The 17946-nt window shown below is 74.0% G+C and carries 16 protein-coding genes; 12 read left to right on the forward strand and 4 right to left on the reverse strand.

The genetic code is table 11. From position 1 onward, the window contains the following. Nucleotides 1-350 precede the first annotated feature (350 nt). The 4 genes from DOO78_RS13485 (at nt 351) to rpmG (ending at nt 3888) form a co-directional block, all read left to right on the forward strand. Nucleotides 351-1826, forward strand: a complete 1476-nt coding sequence (locus DOO78_RS13485) for a ribonuclease R family protein (RefSeq protein WP_456309467.1) — start codon at nt 351-353, stop codon at nt 1824-1826. Further along, the gene (locus DOO78_RS28525) at nt 1778-2110 is read left to right on the forward strand and encodes a S1 RNA-binding domain-containing protein (protein ID WP_341538238.1); all 333 of its coding nucleotides are present in this window, start codon (nt 1778-1780) and stop codon (nt 2108-2110) included. Before DOO78_RS13485 ends, DOO78_RS28525 begins: the two co-directional genes overlap by 49 nt. A 68-nt stretch (nt 2111-2178) precedes the next feature. Next, entirely contained in the window at nt 2179-3609 is a 1431-nt protein-coding gene (locus tag DOO78_RS13490) for a S41 family peptidase (RefSeq protein ID WP_111470322.1), read from the forward strand. Between the two features lie 111 nt (nt 3610-3720). Beyond that, on the forward strand, nt 3721-3888 hold the full coding sequence (gene rpmG, locus DOO78_RS13495) for a 50S ribosomal protein L33 (RefSeq protein ID WP_111470323.1): 168 nt from the start codon (nt 3721-3723) through the stop codon (nt 3886-3888). 198 nt (nt 3889-4086) lie between these two features. Here the strand turns inward: rpmG and DOO78_RS13500 are convergent, their stop codons facing one another. Then, nucleotides 4087-5475: a PleD family two-component system response regulator gene (locus DOO78_RS13500; RefSeq protein WP_111470324.1), complete on the reverse strand. Its 1389-nt coding sequence runs from the start codon at nt 5473-5475 to the stop codon at nt 4087-4089. Nucleotides 5476-5609: 134 nt separating this feature from the next. Between DOO78_RS13500 and DOO78_RS13505 the strand changes: the two genes are divergently transcribed. Beyond that, nucleotides 5610-6209 carry a class I SAM-dependent methyltransferase gene (locus DOO78_RS13505; protein ID WP_111470325.1) on the forward strand — a complete coding sequence of 200 codons (600 nt, stop codon included), beginning with the start codon at nt 5610-5612 and terminating at the stop codon, nt 6207-6209. 140 nt (nt 6210-6349) lie between these two features. Here DOO78_RS13505 and DOO78_RS13510 read toward each other — a convergent pair whose 3' ends face one another. The 3 genes from DOO78_RS13510 to DOO78_RS13520 all read right to left on the reverse strand — a co-directional run bounded on the left by DOO78_RS13510 (nt 6350) and on the right by DOO78_RS13520 (nt 10464). Further along, entirely contained in the window at nt 6350-6988 is a 639-nt protein-coding gene (locus DOO78_RS13510; RefSeq protein WP_123060024.1) for a VOC family protein, read from the reverse strand. A gap of 316 nt (nt 6989-7304) precedes the next feature. Next, nucleotides 7305-9038, reverse strand: coding sequence for a DcaP family trimeric outer membrane transporter (locus DOO78_RS13515; protein ID WP_111470327.1), 1734 nt, complete (start codon nt 9036-9038; stop codon nt 7305-7307). Between the two features lie 241 nt (nt 9039-9279). Beyond that, on the reverse strand, nt 9280-10464 hold the full coding sequence (locus DOO78_RS13520; protein WP_111470328.1) for a pyridoxal-phosphate-dependent aminotransferase family protein: 1185 nt from the start codon (nt 10462-10464) through the stop codon (nt 9280-9282). A 230-nt stretch (nt 10465-10694) separates the two neighbouring features. On the opposite strand from DOO78_RS13520, the gene DOO78_RS13525 reads away from it, so the two are divergent. From DOO78_RS13525 to DOO78_RS13555, 7 genes are all read left to right on the forward strand, one after another. Further along, complete coding sequence (locus tag DOO78_RS13525; RefSeq protein WP_111470329.1) at nt 10695-13622, forward strand: FAD-binding and (Fe-S)-binding domain-containing protein; 2928 nt, start codon at nt 10695-10697, stop codon at nt 13620-13622. Next, nucleotides 13619-14197 (forward strand): DUF924 family protein, encoded by a 579-nt coding sequence (locus DOO78_RS13530; protein ID WP_111470330.1) that lies wholly within the window; start codon nt 13619-13621, stop codon nt 14195-14197. Before DOO78_RS13525 ends, DOO78_RS13530 begins: the two co-directional genes overlap by 4 nt. A 401-nt stretch (nt 14198-14598) precedes the next feature. Continuing rightward, nucleotides 14599-15339: a DUF1194 domain-containing protein gene (locus DOO78_RS13535; protein ID WP_111470331.1), complete on the forward strand. Its 741-nt coding sequence runs from the start codon at nt 14599-14601 to the stop codon at nt 15337-15339. Nucleotides 15340-15625: 286 nt separating this feature from the next. Beyond that, the gene (locus DOO78_RS13540; RefSeq protein ID WP_165838879.1) at nt 15626-16546 is read left to right on the forward strand and encodes an EAL domain-containing protein; all 921 of its coding nucleotides are present in this window, start codon (nt 15626-15628) and stop codon (nt 16544-16546) included. A gap of 12 nt (nt 16547-16558) precedes the next feature. Next, nucleotides 16559-17158, forward strand: coding sequence for a pyridoxamine 5'-phosphate oxidase family protein (locus DOO78_RS13545; protein WP_111470333.1), 600 nt, complete (start codon nt 16559-16561; stop codon nt 17156-17158). 25 nt (nt 17159-17183) lie between these two features. Further along, nucleotides 17184-17462 carry a DUF3253 domain-containing protein gene (locus DOO78_RS13550; RefSeq protein ID WP_111470334.1) on the forward strand — a complete coding sequence of 93 codons (279 nt, stop codon included), beginning with the start codon at nt 17184-17186 and terminating at the stop codon, nt 17460-17462. 25 nt (nt 17463-17487) lie between these two features. Beyond that, nucleotides 17488-17937: a DUF1499 domain-containing protein gene (locus DOO78_RS13555; protein ID WP_111470335.1), complete on the forward strand. Its 450-nt coding sequence runs from the start codon at nt 17488-17490 to the stop codon at nt 17935-17937. Nucleotides 17938-17946 lie beyond the last annotated feature (9 nt).

Consider the following 17946-nt stretch of genomic DNA (forward strand, 5'->3'; position numbering starts at 1 on the left):
GCCCGGACCGCCCGCCCGGGCCGCCGGATGCCCCGCTGCCGTCGAAGGAGGAGCTGCGGCGCTTCCTCGCGGCGCAGCCGGGCAAGCTCGGCAAGACCGAGATCGTCCGGCATTTCGGCCTCTCGGTCGATCAGCGCCCGGCGCTCCGCGCCCTGCTGGCCGAGCTGAAGGCCGATGGCAGCCTGCTGCCCGCCGGCCGGCGCGGCGTCTTGGCCGGGCTGCAGGAGAGGCCGGGGCGGCTGTCGGAGATGGCGGTGATCGAGGTCACCGGCACCGACCCGGATGGCGACCCGATCGCCCGGCCGCTCGGCTGGAAGCCGGAGAGCCAGGGCCGCATGCCGGTCATCTACATGCGCCCCGAGCCCGCCGGCCAGGCGGCGCTCGCGCCCGGGGAGCGGGTGCTGGCCCGGCTGCGGCCGATCGGGGCGGGGAAATACGAGGGGCGGACGGTCAAGCGGATCGGCGCCGGCGGGCCGGCGCGGCTGCTCGGCATCTATGAGGAAGGCCGCCTCATCCCGACCGACCGGCGGCACCGGGCGGAATGGGTGGTGCCGCCGGGCGAGGAGGGCGGCGCCCTGCCGGGAGAGATCGTCCTCGCCGAGCCCCTGCCCGGCCGCGCCCTCGGCCTGCGCCCGGCGCGGATCACCGAGCGGCTCGGCCGCATGGGCGAGGCCCGCTCGATCTCGCTGATCTGCATCCATGCCCATGGCATCCCGGAGATCTTCCCGGCCGAGGCGGTGCAGGAGGCGGCCCGCGCCGGGGGCGTGACCCTCCAGGGGCAGGAGGACCTGCGCGGCATCCCGCTGGTCACCATCGACGGCGAGGATGCCCGCGACTTCGACGACGCGGTCTGGGCGGCGCCGGAGGGGAGCGGCTGGCGCGTCATCGTCGCCATCGCCGATGTCGCGCATTATGTCCGCCCCGGCTCGGCGCTCGACCGCGAGGCCTGGGCGCGCGGCAACAGCGTCTACTTCCCTGACCGCGTGGTGCCGATGCTGCCCGAGGCGCTGTCCAACGGCTGGTGCAGCCTGCGCCCGGGCGAGCCGCGCGGCTGCCTCTTCGTCGAGATGCAGTTCGATGCCGGCGGCACCAAGAGCAGCCACCGCTTCGGCCGCGGCCTGATGCAGAGCGCCGCCCGCCTCACCTACGAGGCGGTGCAGGCGGCCGCGGAGGCGGGCGAGGACCCGACCGGCACGCTGGCGCCGCTTTGGGGCGCCTTCCGGGCCCTGCTGGCGGCGCGCGAGCGGCGCGGCACGCTCGAGCTCGACCTGCCGGAGCGGTGGGTGCGGCTCGGCCCTGGGGGCGAGGTGCTGGGGGTGGAGCCGCGGGCCCGGCTCGACAGCCACCGGCTGATCGAGGAGTTCATGGTCGCAGCCAATGTCGCGGCCGCCGAGGAGCTGGAGCGGCTCGGCCAGCCCTGCCTCTACCGGGTGCATGATCGGCCGGCCGACCGCAAGCTCGAGGGGTTGCGGCCCTTCCTCGAGGCCTTTGGCCTGTCCCTGCCCGCCTCCGACCGGCTGCGGCCGCGCGATTTCGCGCAGCTGCTGGAGCAGGTGCGGGGCCGGCCGGAGGAGCGGCTGGTGCACGAGACGGTGCTGCGCAGCCAGTCCCAGGCGGCCTACGACCCCGAGAATANCGCGGGCTGCGGCTCGGCCATGACGGCCTCGCCGAGGCCGAGGCGGCGCGCCTGGCCGAGACCGGCGAGCATGTCACCCAGACCGAGCGGCGCGCCGCCGCCGCCGAGCGGGACGCCACCGAGCGCTACCTTGCGGCATTCATGTCGCATCGAATCGGAGAGGTGTTCGAGGCGCGCATTTCCGGGGTGACACGCTTCGGTCTGTTCGTCACCGTAGAGGCGAATGGCGCAAGTGGAATCCTTCCCCTCGCGTCGCTGCCGGACGATCGATGGACCGAGGACCAGGCCAGACATGCGCTGTCGGGCCAGCGGACCGGTCTCACCTTCAGCCTGGGACAGGCGGTGGAGGTGAGGCTGGTCGAGGCGACCCCCCGCACCGGTGGCATGGTCTTTCACCTGATGCAGGGAATTCCCGCACCGCGGCGCCAGCCGGGCCGCGCCCGATCCGGTTCGCCGACACGCCGCCGCTCCTGATCCTGCTGCTGCTGCTGCTCTGCCCCCTCCCCGCCGGGGCGCAGCCGGGCGGCTTCCCGCGCGAGACCGTGCAGGCCGTGCTGGCGACCGCCCTCGGCGCGGTGCTGGAGCGGCATCTCGACCTCGTCGCGCCGGCGCAGCTCGGGCTGTGGACCATGCGCGGCCTCGCGGTGCTGGAGCCGGCGCTGCAGACCGAGCTGCAGAGCAACACCCTGCTGCTCTCCGCCCCCGACCGGCTGCTCTCGGCCCGGCCGATGCCCAGCCTGCCGGCTAACGGCCCCCCCGAGGCGGCGGCGCCGGCGCTGGCGGCGGCGCTCGCGGCCATGTTCGATGCCGCCTGGCGCGCCTCGCCGGCGATCCGCGAGGCCGGGCCGGAGCGGATGCTGCGCAGCGGCTTCGAGGAGCTGTTCAACCACCTCGACCCCTACAGCCGCTACATGACGCCGCAGGAGGCGACGGCGGCGCGGGCCCGTCGCGTCGGCCAGACCGGCCTCGGGCTGCGGCTGGCGACCGGGCCCGGGGCGGCCGTCGTCATCGCCAGCCTGACGCCGGATTCGCCGGCGGCGGAGGCCGGGCTGCGGCTCGGCGACCGGGTGCTGGCGGTGGACGGCACCCCCCTCTCCTCCCGCGACCTCGCCGCCGCGGCGGCGCTGCTGGAAGGGCCGATCGGCACCGAGGTGGCGCTGCGCATCCAGCGCGGCCGGCGGCGCTTCAACGCCTATCTCCTCCGCAGCACCGTCCCGCCCGAGACGGTGCATGCGCGGCGGCAGGAGGAGATCCTCTGGCTGCGGCTCGACGGCTTCTCCAACGCCACCGACACGCGGCTCGCCGAGGTGCTGCAGGACAGCTTCCAGGACACGGTGCCGCGCGGGGTGGTGCTCGACCTCCGCGGCAACCGGGGCGGGCTGCTCGGCCAGGCTGTCGCGGTCGCCAGCGCCTTCCTGGCCGATGGCGTGGTCACCCGCACCAGCGGCCGCCACCCCGACGCGGCGCGGACCTACATCTCCGCGGGCCCGGACCTCGCCCGCGGGGTGCCGCTGGTGGTCCTCGTCGATGGCCGCACCGCCTCGGCGGCGGAGATCGTGGCCGCCGCCCTCTCCGATCGCGGGCGCGGCGTCATCGTCGGCAGCGCCACCACCGGCAAGGGCCTGATCCAGGCGGTGGTGCCGCTGCCGAACGGCGGCGAGCTGCTCGTCACCTGGTCGCGGGTGCTGGCGCCGCGCGGCTGGCCGATCCAGGGGCTCGGGGTCCTGCCCGCGGTCTGCACCAGCCTCGGGGCGGAGGCCGTCGCCGCCGCCCTGGCGCAGCTCCGCCGCGGCGAGGCCCCCATGGGCCGGGTGCTGGCGCGGCTGCGGACGGCGCGGGCGCCGGTGCCCGGCAGCGAGGTGACGGCGCTGCGCAGCGCCTGCCCCCCGGCCGAGGGGCGGCCGGCCGATCTCGCCGTGGCGCAGACGCTGATCGAGCAGGCCGCGGCCTATGACACGGCGGCCAGGCCGTGAGGCGCCCGGGCGGCCGGGCCGGCACAGCGAATCCTTGACGCCAGCGCCCCGCCCGCTACTGTCCCGCCCCTTCCGCCAGCCCGGCAGACCGAACACGACGAAGGCGTCATCATGGCCAAGGCCAATACCATCCAGATCAAGCTCGTCAGCAGCGCCGACACCGGCTTCTTCTACGTGACGAAGAAGAACGTGCGGACCACGACGAGCAAGCTGGAGAAGAAGAAGTACGATCCGGTGGCGCGCAAGCACGTCGTCTTCCGCGAAGCGAAGATCAAGTAGCCAGCCTCTCCGCGGTTCGTCAGCACGGCGCGACCGGGCGGCCAGGGCAACCCGGCCGCCCTTCGGCATGCGCGGCGCCAGGGCGGGCCAACGGCATGAATGGAATATTCATGCCGTTCGCATTGCGCGACCTGTCCAGGCTATTGTCCGATCGTGGGACTCACGCCTTTCGGTGAGTCCACCTCAGGCGATCACGCCCTAGCCGCCGGCCACCGAGGCCGGTGGCGGGGCGATGAAATCCTCCGGCACCGCGGATTCCACCCGGTTCCGCCCGGCCGCCTTGGCGCGGTAGAGGGCGGCATCCGCGGCGGCGACGGCGCCGGCGACCGAGCAGCCGGCCGGCGCGATCGCCAGGCCGATGCTGATCGTGACCGGCAGCAGCGCCGGGCCGATGGCGATCGGATCGCCGCTCAGCGCCCCGCGCAGCCGTTCGGCGACCATGGCCGCGTAATCCGTCGGCGCCCCGGCCAGCACCACCATGAACTCCTCGCCGCCGTAGCGGGCCAGGACATCGACGGCGCGGAGATGCGACTTCAACCGCTCCGCCACCTCCTTCAGCGCCACGTCGCCGGCGGCGTGGCCATAGGTGTCGTTGATCGACTTGAAGCGGTCGACGTCGAGCAGCATCACGGCGGCATCCGTGCCGCGCAACACGCCGTCCAGGTGCCGCTGCACGTAGCGGCGGTTGCGCAGGCCGGTGAGCGCATCGGTCACCGCGAGCTCCAGCGAGCGGTCCAGCTCGTTGCGCAGCCGCTCCTGGTACCATTTGCGCCGCACCTGGTTGCGGGCCCGGGCGCGCAGCTCGTTGGCATCGATCGGCCGCAGCACATGGTCGTTGGCGCCGAGATCGAAGCCGCGCAGCACCAGGCCGCGCTGGCTCGGATCGGCCGCCAGCAGCACCGGCAGGTCGCGCGTCGCCGCCTCGGCGCGGAGCCGCGAGGCCAGCCGCAGCACGTCGCCGCCCTCCGGCGGCAGGCAGAGAACGGCGAGGTCGAAGCCGCCGACCAGCAGGGCGTGGCGCGCCTCGTCGGACCGGGTCGATTCGTGCACGACGACGCCATCCTCGGCGAGCGCCGCGGCGATCTGCCCGGCCTCGCCGGGCGTCTCGGAGAGCACCAGCGCATGGGCGCCGGCGATCCCGGCGCTCGGCTCGGGCGGCGGCTCGATGCCGAGCTGCCGGGCGGTCTCGGAGCGCTGCCGCCAAGCATCGAGCACCTGCTTCACCCGCAGCAGGGCACGCAGCCGGGCGAACATGGTGGCGTCGTCGACCGGCTTCGAGAGGAAGTCGTCCGCCCCCGCCTCGAGCCCGCGGACCCGCTCCGCCTGGTCGATCAGCGCCGTGACCATGACGACCGGCATATGCGCCGTCGCCTCCGCGGCCTTCAGGCGCCGGCAGACCTCGTAGCCATCCATGCCGGGCATCATCACGTCGAGCAGGATGACGTCGGGCGCCCAGCGCTCGGCCATGGCCAGCGCCTCCGGCCCGTTCGCCGCCAGGGCCACCTCGTAATACTCGGCGAGCAGCTTGGCCTCGAGGAGGCGGAGATTGGCCGGGACGTCGTCGACCACGAGAATCCGCGCCGTCATGTGTCAGCCCCGTGAATTCCGCGGCTTGCGGCGCCCCGGGCGGCGCGAGGGGGCTTCGCCAGCCCCCTCGGCGATCCTATGCAGGCCCCGGTCGGGCGGCGCCCGGCCAGCGCAGCATCGGGGCGGAGGCCGGCATGTCGGAACTTACGGCGGGCGGGGATGCGGATCGGCGCCAGGCGAGCAATGCCGGGCTGTTCTTCCGCCGCTGGATGGCGAACCCGCTGCAGATGGGCTCGATCATCCCCTCCTCGCCCAGCCTCTGCCGCCGCATCGCCGCCCTGGTCGAGCGCGCCGCCGACGAGGTGGTGCTCGAGCTCGGCGCCGGCACCGGCGTCGTCTCCCGCGCCCTCCTCGCCGCCGGCGTGCCGGCGGAGCGGCTGGTGGTGGTGGAGATCGTGCCGGCCATGGCCGAGCACCTGCGTGCGGTCATGCCCGGCGTGCAGGTGATCTGCGGCGACGCCTTCGCCCTGGAGCGGGCGCTGCCGGCGCACTGGCACGGCCGGGTCGGCACCGCGATCTGTGGCATTCCGCTGGTGCTGCTGCCACTGGCGCAGCAGCGGCGCTTCGTGGCGGCGGTCGAGGCGGTCGCGCCCGGGCGGGGCTTCCTGCTCTACACCTACTGCGTCACCTCGCCCCTGCCGCATGGGAAGCTCGGCCTGCGGGCGCGGCGGGAGGCCTGGACGCCTCTGAACTTCCCGCCTGCCAGCGTATGGCGCTATCAACCCAGGCGATAATGCCCGCATACGCCTCGCCTAAAGAGTCGTAGTAGCGGGCGATCCGCCACTTCCGGTGCAACGCTTCTAGCACAGCGGGGAAGCAGGGTTGAAGATTACAGGTGATCTATTCACCTATGCAATGTTTTCCTGGCTGTGCCTCAGCCGCTGCTGAGCGTGACCTCCTGGCCATCCGCGCGGCGCAGCCGGGCGATCAGCCGGGCATGCGGGCTGCGGCGGACGCGCAGCGCCTCCTCCAGCCCGCGCTCGGCCAGCGCGGCCCGTACGGCATCGGCCTCCGGATGCTCGGCCTCGAGCTGCAGGAGCCGCACATGGCTGTCGGGGATGCGGGTCGAGGCGCTCTCGCCCGGCCATTCGATCAGGGCGGGGATGAGGTTGTCCATGTCCTGGCGCTGCGGCGGGAAGGCCATGCGCCAGCGCAGCTCGCCGCGGCTCATCGGCTTGATCTCGCCGCCGCGCGGCCCGAGCCGGGCGATCATGGCATCGAGCACCGGCGTCCGCGCCACCCAGGCGATCAGCCGCGGCTCGGCCTCCAGCATCACCTTCACCGCCGGGTCGTCGAGGTCGAAGAGCCGGCCATGCGGCGGCTCCGGCTGGTCGGGGTCCGGCGCGATGATCTCGAGATAGGCCCCGCGCCCGAGGCCGAGCAGCATGTTGTGGGTCCCGAAGCCGGCATGGGTCCCGCCCGGCCGCGGCTTCGCGCCGAGATGCTGCTCGACGAAGGCGGCGCCCTCGGCGAGCGTCCGCGCGCCCAGCACGATGTGGTCGATCTCGGCCATGCTTCCTCCCTCATCGCGCCCGGGGCGCGTCTCCGACCCATCGCGCCTCAGGCGCGTCTCCAGTCCATCGCGCCTCAGGCGCGTCTCCAGTCCATCGCGCCTCAGGCGCGTCTCCAGTCCATCGCGCCTCAGGCGCGTCTCCGATCCATCGCGCCTTAGGCGCGTCTCCGGCCGGCCGGCCCGCGGCGGCATCCATCCTGGCCCAGGCGCGGGCGGATGCCCAACGGCCAGGCGGCCCGCGGCCGGTTCCGGCACGCATCATGCCGATCCTGCTGCGGCAGGGATTGCGGCAGGTCAAGCGGACCCCGCTTTGTCGTCAGAACCGGAACAGGCCCGAGAGCACCACCCGGTGCGAGACGCCGCCCTTCGCGCCCTCGGTGCCGGCGCCGGCCGGCAGGCCGCGCAGCAGGGTGCGGGTGGTGCCGAGATATTCGAGGCCGAGATCGACCCGGGGCACCGGGCTCCAGATCAGGTTCAGCACCCCCTGGCCGATATCCTTGTTCAGCAGCGCGGCGCCGCCGGCGGCGAATTGCCGCGCATAGGCGGGATAGGAGAGCGAGGCCCAGCCCATGGTGGCGTTGCTGCGCAGCGTGTCGGTCCAGAAATGTGTGTAGCCGAGCAGCGCCGCGACCAGCGGCACCTCGTCCATCCGCACCGCGTCCGGCGCCACGCCGGCCAGGCCGGCATTGCTGACGCTGCCCTGGCCATTGGCCGTGGAATCGAGATAGCGGCCGATGCCCTGGCCATAGGCGAAGCGGAGATAGACCCGGTCGCGCTCGAAGACCTTCGCCATGCCGGAGAGCTGCACCCCCCAGCCGGTGGCGCTCGCCCGGTAGCGGTTGGCGGCGACGAAGTCGCCATCGTTGCTCGCCGTCATCTGCGGCCGCACCAGGCCGGTGAGGGCGAGGCTGCCGAAATCGGCATCCTCCCAGCGCAGCCGCGCCAGCACGTCCGGCGCCTTGTCCAGCGTCAGCGGCGGGGCGCTGCCGGTGTCCATATCGGCGTAGCGCACGCCGCCGCTGAAGGTGAGATCGGTGTAGGGCTGCTCGAAGCTGGCGGCGAGGCTGAGGCCATGGGCGAATTTCTGCGTGTAGCGGAACTGCGCCTGGCGGACGTTGGAGACCGCGAAGGGCGTCGCATTGTCCAGCCGCTGCGGGTAGTTCTCGTCGAAGAAGAGGCTCCAGGTCTGGCCGATCAGCACCGGCCCCAGCTCGCCATAGGCGTGGCGCAGGCGCGGGATGTAGCTGTTGCTGCTCGACTGGCTCTGCAGCGAGGCGGTGCTTTGCGCGCCGGCGAAATCCATCTCGACGACGGTGTGCAGCGGCCCCCAGTCGGTGTCGGTCGAGGTTTCGATGCCGAGGCGCGAGCGGCGGGCGCTGAACAGCACCTCGCCTCCCTGGCGCGCGGCGGCGCCCGGCGAGAGGGGGATGCTCTGGGCGGTGACGACGTCCGAGCGGTTGCGGGCGCCGCCGTCGATCAGCATCTGGCCGACCGCGAAGCCATAGAGCCGCACCGAGGTGCCGGTGCCGGGAATCCGCAGCGAGCCGGGCATGCTGCCGAGGGTCGCGGCGAGCTCGGGCGGCGGCTGCTGCGCCCCCTGCGACGGCACCGGGCCCTGGGCGGCGCTGCCGGCCGGCGCCTGGACGACGGCGGTGCCGGCGCTGGGCGGGGCTGGGGCCGGCGCCGCGGCGCCGGACGCGGTTGCGACGGGCGGCGGGGCCCGGGTGGCGCCGGGCGCGGGGCCCGAGGCGGCCTGGCTCGGCGCCGCCGGGCCGGGCGCGGTTGCGGCGGGGCGCGGCGGCGCCTCGGGCGCCGGGCGCGCCGCGGCGGTGCGGGCGGTCTCGCGCGGCGCGGCGCGGCTCCGTTCCCGCGCCTCCATTGCCTCCAGCCGGCGCTGCAAGCTGTCCACCTGCCGGCGCAGCGCCTCGATCAGCGCCGCGCTGCTGTCCTGCGCGCCGGCGTCCTGCGCGCCGGCCGGCGCCAGGGGCCAGATCATGCCGATGCCGACGGCGAGCGCCGTCAAGCCGTCGCGCCAATGACGATGCGACACCCGGAGTCCCCCACCATCCCGTGCCGGCCCTGGACCGGCGCCCCTGATCCCCGGCGGAGCGTGGGCCGCAAGCAGCGCCGCATCCTGCGCGGCATGCCGCGGATGCTTGCGGCCTCTGGACTTGGCCGCGACGCGGCGGCGCCAGCAGCCTGCCGGAGGCGGGTGGGCGAGGAGAACCGCTAACCTCCGGCGTCACCGCGACGTGACAAGCGCCGCCGTCAACGGCAACCGGGCCGTGCCGTCAGGCATTGCCGTTCAGATAGGCCATCGCCGCCTGCACCCCGCCCGGCTTGTGCGGGACGCCGGCGGCGGCGAGCCCCATCTCCACCCCGCCCAGCGTGCCGACCAGGGAGAGCGGCCCGAAATCGCCGAGATGGCCGATGCGGAAGACGCGGTCGCCCAGCCGGCCGAGGCCGTTGCCGAGCGACATGTTGAAGCGCTCGAGGATCGTCCGCCGCAGCCCGTCGGCGCTGTGCCCCTCCGGCACCCGCACGGCGGTGAGGGAGGAGGAGTAGTGCCGCGGCTCCTCGCACTGGATCTCGAGGCCCCAGTGGCGCACGGCGCGGCGCGTCGCCTCGGCGAAGCGGTCGTGGCGGGCGAAGACGTTCTCGAGCCCCTCCTCGAGCAGCATGTCGGTCGCGGCGTCGAGGCCGTAGAGCAGGTTGGTCGCCGGCGTGTAGGGGAAGTAGCCGGTCTCGTTCGCCTTCAGCATCGGCCGCCAGTCCCAGAAGCTGCGCGGCAGCGTCGCGGCCTCGGCCGCCCGCAGCGCCTTCTGCGAGACGGCGTTGAAGGAGAGGCCGGGCGGCAGCATCAGCCCTTTCTGGCTGCCGGCGACGGTGACGTCGACGCCCCATTCGTCGTGCCGGTAGTCGATGGAGCCGAGCGAGCTGATGGTGTCGACCAGCAGCAGCGCCGGATGCCCGGCGGCGTCGATCGCCCGCCGCACCTCGTCGATGCGGGAGGTGGCGCCGGTGCTGGTCTCGTTGTGCACCACGGCGACCGCCTTGATCGCATGCGCCTTGTCCTCGCGCAGCGCCGCCTCGATGCCGGCGGCATCGGCGCCGCGGCGCCAGTCGGTCTCGACGAACTGCGCCTCGAGGCCGAGCCGGCCCGCCATCTCGCGCCAGAGATGCGCGAACCAGCCGGTCTCGCACATCAGCACGCGGTCGCCGGGCGAGAGGGTGTTGGCGAGCGCCGCTTCCCAGGCGCCGGTGCCGGAGGCCGGGTAGATCACCACCGGGCCCTCGGTCTTGAAGACCGCGCGGATCTTCTCCAGGAGCTGCTTGCCGAAGCGACCGAAATCCGGGCCGCGATGATCCATGGTCGGGTTGTCCATGGCCCGCAGCACGCGGTCCGGCACGTTGGTGGGGCCCGGGATCTGCAGGAAATGCCGGCCGGCCACGGGCTTCGATTCGTAATAGGCCATGGGTCGCCTCCTCGCTCGGCGGGGGTTATCACCCCGATCCATCCCGGGCGCCAATGAGAAGCCGTGTTCGGATTGATGAGCATTATAGATCGGACAGGCCGGGGCCCCGCCGCTACTCTCCCGGCCGCCGCCCCGCCCCCCTTCCCCGCCCGGGCGCGGCGGCGCAGCACCGCCTTCTGGAATCGCGGCCGGCCGGGGCAGCCTGCCCGCCGCCGCAGGACGACGCCCGAATGAACCAGCTCACCCCGCCGCCCGCCCTGCCCGCCCGCGCCCGCATCGGCGACAGCCGCCTCGCCGCCCGGCTGGCGCGCGAGACCGCGGGCGAGGTGCTGTGGAGCGCCGCCGATCGCGGCCGCTACGCCACCGATGCCAGCATCTACCAGATCGAGCCGATCGGCGTGCTGGTGCCGCGCCGCATCGAGGACGTGGAGGCGGCGCTGGCGATCTGCCGCGAGGAGGGCATCCCGGTGCTGCCGCGCGGCGGCGGCACCAGCCAGTGCGGCCAGACGGTGAACCGCGCCCTCGTGCTCGACTGCACGAAACACCTGCGCGAGGTGATCGCGGTGGACCCGGCGGCGCGGAGCGCCACCGTGCAGCCCGGCATCGCCCTCGGCGCGCTGAACGAGGCGCTGAAGCGGCACGGGCTGTTCTTCCCGGTCGATCCCTCGACCTGGGCGCGCTGCACCATCGGCGGCATGGCGGGCAACAATTCCTGTGGCAGCAAGTCCATCCGCTACGGGCTGATGGCCGACAACGTCCGCGCCATCGACGCGCTGCTCGCCGATGGCACACGCTTCCGCTTCGGCGATCTGCCGGACAATCTCGGCGCCGGGGTGCCGGCCGGCATCGCCGATCTGGTGCAGCGCCTGCGGGCGCTCGGCGCGCGCGAGGCGGCGGAGATCGCCGCCCGCTTCCCCGACCAGCTCCGCCGCGTCGGCGGCTACAACCTCGATGCGCTGACGCCGGCGGCGCGCGCGGCCGGGCGCGGCAACTTGGCGCGGCTGCTGGTGGGCAGCGAGGGAACGCTCGCCTTCTCCGCCGCGCTCGAGCTGCAGCTCTGGCCGATCAAGCCGCGCAAGGCGCTCGGCATCTGCCAGTTCCCCAGCTTCCGCGCCGCGATGGCGGCCTCGCAGCACCTGGTCACGCTCGACCCGGAGGCGGTGGAGCTGGTGGACCGGACGATGATCGATCTCGGCCGCTCCATCCCGATCTACCGCGCGACCATCGACCGCATGGTCCGGGGCGAGCCGGACAGCCTGCTGATCGTCGAATTCCACGGCCATGAGGAGGCGCCGCTGCTGCAGGCGCTGGACCGGCTGGAGGAGATGATGGCCGATCTCGGCTATCCCGGCGCCGTGGTGCGGGCGACCGAGCCCGGCTTCCAGGCGGCGATCGCCGAGGTGCGGGAGGCCGGGCTCAACATCATGATGAGCATGAAGGGCGACGGGAAGCCGGTCTCCTTCATCGAGGACTGCGCCGTCGCCCTGCCCGACCTCGCCGACTACACCGAGCGGCTGAACGAGGTCTTCGCGAAGCACGGCACCAAGGGGACCTGGTACGCCCATGCCAGCGTCGGCTGCCTGCATGTCCGGCCGGTGCTGAACATGAAGGACCCGGGCGATGTGCGGCGCATGCGGGAGATCGCTGAGGAATGCTTCGCCCTGGTGCGGGAGTACAAGGGCAGCCATAGCGGCGAGCATGGCGACGGCATCGTCCGCTCCGAGTTCAACGAGCCGATGTTCGGCCCGCGCATCGCCCGCGCCTTCGAGCAGGTGAAGGATGCCTTCGATCCCGGCGCCTTGCTCAATCCCGGCCGCGTGGTGCGGGCGCCGCGCATGGATGACCGCAGCCTGTTCCGCTACTTCCCCGACTACCGGGCCGATGCCGCGGTGACGCCGGCGCTCGACTGGTCCGCCTGGCCCGGCCCGCAGGGCGGGCTGCTCGGCGCGGTCGAGATGTGCAACAACAACGGCACCTGCCGCAAATTCGATGCCGGCGTGATGTGCCCGAGCTTCCGCGCCACGCGCGACGAGCGGCACCTGACGCGCGGCCGCGCCAACACGCTGCGCCTGGCGCTGACCGGGCAATTGCCGGGCGCCCTCGCCTCGGAGGCGGTGCAGGAGGCGCTCTCGCTCTGCGTCTCCTGCAAGGGCTGCCGGCGCGAATGCCCGACCGGCATCGACATGGCGAAGCTGAAGATCGAGGCGCTGGCGGCGCGCGCCAGGACGCATGGCATCGGCGCCAAGGAGCGGCTGATCGCCAGCCTGCCGCGCTGGGCGCCCTTCGCCAGCATGCTGCCCGTCCTCGCCAATGCGCGGGACCGGGTGCCCGGCCTCGCCGCGCTGTCCGAACGCCTGTTCGGCTTCGCCGCCGGGCGCAGCCTGCCGCGCTTCCGCCGCGACGCCTTCCACGACGCCGAGCTGCCGGCGCCGGATGGGCGGGAGGGCGAGGTCATCCTCCTCCCCGATGTCTTCAACCGCTATTTCGAGCCGGAGAACCTGCGCGCCGCCATCCGGGTGCTGCGGGCGGCCGGGTATCGCGTCGCCCTCGCCCGGCCGCCCCGCGGCGCCCGGCCGCTGGACGAGGGCCGCACCCTGCTCGCCGCCGGGCTGGTGGAGGCGGCGCGGGCCGAGGCGCGGCGGACCCTCGAGGCCCTCGCCCCCTTCCCCTCCCCGGTCATCGGCCTCGAGCCCTCCTCGCTACTGACGCTGCGCGACGAGTTTCCCTCGCTGCTGCCCGGCGCGCCGGCCGCGGCGCTGGCGGAACGCGCCCTGCTGCTCTCGGAATTCCTGGCGCGCGAGACGCCGCGCCTCGCCCTGAAGCCGGTGGCGCCGGCGGCGCATGTCCACGGCCATTGCCACCAGAAGAGCTTCGGTGCCTTCCCCGCCGCCGTCGCCACGCTCTCGCTGGTGCCGGGGCTGAAGGTGGTGCCGATCACCTCCTCCTGCTGCGGCATGGCCGGCAGCTTCGGCTATGAAGCGGCCAATCTCGAGGTGTCCAAGGCCATGGCCGAGCTCTCCCTGCTGCCGGCGGTGCGCGCCGCCCCCGCCGACCACCTCATCGTCGCCGACGGCACCTCCTGCCGCCACCAGATCGCCGATCTCGCCGGGCGCGAGGCGCTGCACAGCGTGCGGGTGCTGGAGAGGGCCCTGGCATGAGCCCGCAGGCCGCCCTGCTCGATTTCTGGTTCGGCCCGGATCTCACGACCTGGCAGCTGGCGCGCTGGTTCAAGCCGGATCCGGGCTTCGATGCCGCCTGCCGCGACGGCTTCGGCCAGATGCTGGCGCCGGCGCGGGAGGGGGCGCTGGCGGGCTGGGCCGCGACGCCCGAGGGGGCGCTGGCGCTCTGCCTGCTGCTCGACCAGTTCCCCCGCAACCTGCATCGCGGCACGCCCGCCGCCTTCGCCAGCGATCCCGAGGCACGACGGGTCGCCCGCCAGGCGGTGCTGCGGGACCGCCACGACCTCGCCCTGCCGCCGACCGCGCGCTGCTTCCTCTACCTGCCCTTCGAGCATGGCGAGGCGCTGGCGGACCAGGACCTCTCCGTCGCGCTCTTCGAAGGGCTGCGCGACGATCCGGTGCATGCGGCGCCCGGCGGCAGCATCGACTATGCCTGGAGGCATCGGGCGGTGATCCGCCGCTTCGGGCGCTTCCCGCACCGCAACGCCATCCTCGGCCGCCCCAGCACGCCCGAGGAGGAGGCCTATCTCGCCCAGCCCGGCGCGGGGTTCTAGGGCGCTTCCCGTGAACACCGGGTCACGGAAAGCGCCCTAGGCTCCTGTTGTCAGAGCATCGCCACCCGATCAGGTGAGTCCACCTGATCGGGATCTGCTCCAGAGCGTGATCGCCTGAGGGGAACGCACCGAAGGCGTGAATCACGCGATCGAACAATGGCCTGGGCCATGGTCCAGGCCGCCACGAGCCGGGCGGCTCCGGGGCGGCTGCGCCACGCCTGGCACCCCAGGCCTCACGGCGCGCTGAATTGTGCATCGCAACATTTTCTTGCGGCGCAGCAAAATCCCCCCTATCCTGTTGGGAATACGAGGAGCAGCACAGCCACGGCCCCGCCTTCCGGTCCATGCCGGATCCTGCCGGCCGCCGCCCGCGGCCAGGCACCGGCGCAAATGGGGGTCGCATGCTCCGTCGCAGGTTGCTGGGTGCCGCACTGGCCTCGCCCGCCCTTTTCCGCATCGCCCGCGCCCGGGCCGCCACGCCGGTGGATGTCGAGCTGGTGCTGGCCGTCGATGTCAGCCGCTCGGTCGACGGCGAGGAGCAGGAGCTGCAATTCGCCGGCTACGAGGCCGCCTTCCGCGACCGCCGGCTGATCGAGGGCATCATGGGCGGCCCGGTCGGCGCCATTGCCTGCACGCTGTTCACCTGGTCCGACTGGAACATCCAGAGCGTGGCGGTGCCCTGGACGAGGCTCGACAGCCCGGCCAGCGCGCATGGCTTCGCCGATGCCATCGCCGCCGCGCCGCGCCGCACCTGGCTCTACACCTCGATCTCGGGCGCCATGGATTTCGCCGTCCGGCAATTCGGCCAGGGCTTCGAGGGCACCCGCCGGGTGGTCGACATCTCCGGCGACGGGGTAAACAACTCCGGCCGGCCGGTGGCCGAGGCGCGGGAGGAGGCGCTGGCGCAGGGCATCGTCCTCAACGGCCTTGCCGTGCTCGACCGCCAGCCCAGCCCCTTCGCGCAGACCTCGGGGCTGCCGCCGCTCGATGTCTACTACCGCGAGGAGGTGATCGGCGGCCCCGGCGCCTTCCTCGTCGTCGCCGAGGGCTTTCCCGCCTTCGCGGCGGCGGTGCGGCGCAAGATCATCCGCGAGATCGCCGCGGTGCCGCTGCCGGGCGCCAGGGTCGAGCGCTTCGCCTGAGGGCTGGCGGACCCGGCGCGGCGCCGCGGCTTCACGCCGCGCTCCTATGCCGAGCGCAGGACGGCTTCACCGTCCTGCGCCTCAGACGCCGGGCGCAACCCTCCGGTCTGCCTGGGCCGTCGCGCCGTCAGGCGCGCCTGACGGCGCGACGCACGGCGCCCGTTCGGGCGCTCGGCCTGCATGACGCAGTCATGCCGTTGGCATTAGCCCTCGCTTCATCCCAGGCCCGCATCCTGCCGCTGCACGGAGAATGGGCCGGATGCCGCCAACACCGCTGGATCGCCCCATGGCGATCGCCACGACCCTGCTGGACCAGGAGCTGCGCCGGCAGCTCGCCGGCGCCCTGCGCCAGGCCCCGGCGCGTGGCGAGCTCGCCATCCACTACCAGCCGCGCGTCCATCCCGTGGATGGCCGCCGCCTGGGGGCCGAGGCGCTGCTGCGCTGGCGGCATGCCCGCTATGGCCAGGTTCCGCCGAACACCTTCATCCCGATCGCCGAGGGGTCGAACCTGATCCTGGCGCTTGGCGGCTGGGTGCTGCGCCAGGCCATGGCGGACGCCGCACGGCACCCCGAGCTTGGCCGCGTTTCGATCAACGTCTCCGTCCGGCAGGTGCTGAGCGGCCGCCTGCCGGCCCAGGTCGCCACCGCCCTGGCCGAGAGCGGCCTGCCGCCGGAACGGCTGGAGCTGGAACTCACCGAGACCCTGCCGCTCGGGGACATGGCGGAGGCCGCCGCCATGCTCGGTCGCCTGCGGGATTGCGGCATCGGCATCGCCCTCGACGATTTCGGCGCCGGCTACGGCTCCTTCCAGCGCCTGCGGGAGCTGCCCTTCAGCACCATCAAGCTGGACCGCAGCCTGATCGCCCGGCTGCCGGAGGATGCGAAGGACTTCGCCATCCTCTGGGCGATCCGCGATCTCGCCCGCAGCCTGCGCCTGCGGCTGGTGGCCGAGGGCGTCGAGCGGCCGGAGCAGCTCGAGGCCGCCATCGGGCTCGGCTTCGACGAGGTGCAGGGCTTCCTCCTCGGTCGCCCGGCGCCGCTGGAGGCGCTGGTCGGCCCGACCGCCCCGATGCAGCCAGGTCCCGCGGCGGCGCATCGCCTTCTCGGAGGCGGCCCGGCCCTGCGGCAGGCCGCCGGCGGGGCCTGCCGCCCGCCCGATGACGCATCCCCGGCGATCATGCTCCACCCCGCGGACCGGAGGCTGTAGCCTCGGCGGCGCATGCCGCACTCCCCGCCCGCGCCGTCCGCGCCGCCCCTGCCGGACACCCTGGCCGGCCTCCGCGCGGAGGCCTTCCGGCGGCTCGCCTGCGGCGTCGAGGATCGCGGCAGCCCTTTCCGCACGCCCACCCTGGCGACGATCGGCCTCGATGGCGCCCCGGCCCAGCGCAGCCTCGTCCTTCGCGCGGTCGATGCGGCGGCGCGCCGCCTGGCGCTGCACACCGACCGGCGCAGCGCGAAATGCGCCGAGCTCGCGGCCGATTCGCGCGCGGCGCTGCATATCCACGACCCCGCCGCCGGCATCCAGCTCCGCCTCTCCGGCCGCGCCGCCCTGCATGTCGGCGACGCCGCGGCCGAAGCGGCCTGGGCCGCCTGCCCGCCCGCCAGCCGGCTGAGCTATGCCGCCCTCTCCGGCCCCGGCAGGCCGGTCGCCGCGCCGCCGCCGGCGCCCGACGATGCGGCCGGCGCGGCGGCGCAGTTTGCGCTGATCCGCTTCACCTTCGACCGCATGGAATGGCTCGACCTGCGCCGCGCCGGGCATCGCCGCGCCCGGTTCCTCTGGACGGCGGATGGATTGCACGAAACCTGGCTGGTGCCCTGACGGGCGGGGCGTATTCTGCCCCGCCATGCCATCCCCCGAGCCGCCCGCCATCGCCGCCGAGATCCTGCGCCTGACGGCGTCCCGCAGCCCCGGGCAGTCCGTCAGCCCCAACGACGTGGCCCGGAGCCTCGCCGCCGGCGACGAAGCCGCCTGGCGGTCCCTGCTCGGCCCGGTGCGGCGGGCCGCGCTGGCGCTCGCCGCCGAGGGCCGGCTGGAGATCCTGCGCAAGGGCAAGCCGGTGCCCGCCGCCGAGGCGCGCGGCGTCATCCGCCTGCGCCAGCCCGGCGGGAGCGCCGCGGCATGACCGCCCGGGCGATGGGCGGGGCGGCATGAGCACGCCCATCACCGCGCTGCTGGCGCGGGGCGCGGGCGGCCTGCCGCCGGCGACCCCGGTCGATTTCGCCCGCCTCCGCCTGCCCGCCTCGCCCAATACCTGCCTGGCCGCGCCGCCAGGGGCGCATCCGGAGGCGCAGATCAGCGTGCCGCCCCTGCCGGTGGATGCCGCCACCGCCTGGCCGGTGCTGCGCGGCCTCGGCGACGGCATGCCGCGCGTCTTCCGCTACGGCGAATGGCCGGAGCGGCGGCAGATGCAATGGGTCGCCCGCTCGGCGCTGATGAACTATCCGGACATCGTCGCCGCCGAGCTGGTGCCCGGCCCCGCCGGCGCCGGGCTGTTCCTCTATTCCCGCAGCCTCTTCGGCTGGTCCGATCTCGGCGTGAACCGCAAGCGCGTCGAGTCCTGGCTCGCCGCCCTCGACGCCGCGCTCCGGCGCCGCTGACCGCCCGCG

The sequence above is a fragment of the Roseicella frigidaeris genome (assembly GCF_003258945.1).
Lineage (GTDB): Bacteria > Pseudomonadota > Alphaproteobacteria > Acetobacterales > Acetobacteraceae > Paracraurococcus > Paracraurococcus frigidaeris.

Bases quoted from the DNA above. Each gene is read 5' to 3' on its own strand.
- DOO78_RS28525 (WP_341538238.1), top strand. From the start codon at position 1,778: ATGTCGCATCGAATCGGAGAGGTGTTCGAGGCGCGCATTTCCGGGGTG.
- rpmG (WP_111470323.1), top strand. From the start codon at position 3,721: ATGGCCAAGGCCAATACCATCCAGATCAAGCTCGTCAGCAGCGCCGAC.
- DOO78_RS13500 (WP_111470324.1), bottom strand. From the start codon at position 5,475: ATGACGGCGCGGATTCTCGTGGTCGACGACGTCCCGGCCAATCTCCGC.
- DOO78_RS13505 (WP_111470325.1), top strand. From the start codon at position 5,610: ATGTCGGAACTTACGGCGGGCGGGGATGCGGATCGGCGCCAGGCGAGC.
- DOO78_RS13510 (WP_123060024.1), bottom strand. From the start codon at position 6,988: ATGGCCGAGATCGACCACATCGTGCTGGGCGCGCGGACGCTCGCCGAG.
- DOO78_RS13520 (WP_111470328.1), bottom strand. From the start codon at position 10,464: ATGGCCTATTACGAATCGAAGCCCGTGGCCGGCCGGCATTTCCTGCAG.
- DOO78_RS13525 (WP_111470329.1), top strand. From the start codon at position 10,695: ATGAACCAGCTCACCCCGCCGCCCGCCCTGCCCGCCCGCGCCCGCATC.
- DOO78_RS13530 (WP_111470330.1), top strand. From the start codon at position 13,619: ATGAGCCCGCAGGCCGCCCTGCTCGATTTCTGGTTCGGCCCGGATCTC.
- DOO78_RS13535 (WP_111470331.1), top strand. From the start codon at position 14,599: ATGCTCCGTCGCAGGTTGCTGGGTGCCGCACTGGCCTCGCCCGCCCTT.
- DOO78_RS13540 (WP_165838879.1), top strand. From the start codon at position 15,626: ATGGCGATCGCCACGACCCTGCTGGACCAGGAGCTGCGCCGGCAGCTC.
- DOO78_RS13545 (WP_111470333.1), top strand. From the start codon at position 16,559: ATGCCGCACTCCCCGCCCGCGCCGTCCGCGCCGCCCCTGCCGGACACC.
- DOO78_RS13550 (WP_111470334.1), top strand. From the start codon at position 17,184: ATGCCATCCCCCGAGCCGCCCGCCATCGCCGCCGAGATCCTGCGCCTG.
- DOO78_RS13555 (WP_111470335.1), top strand. From the start codon at position 17,488: ATGAGCACGCCCATCACCGCGCTGCTGGCGCGGGGCGCGGGCGGCCTG.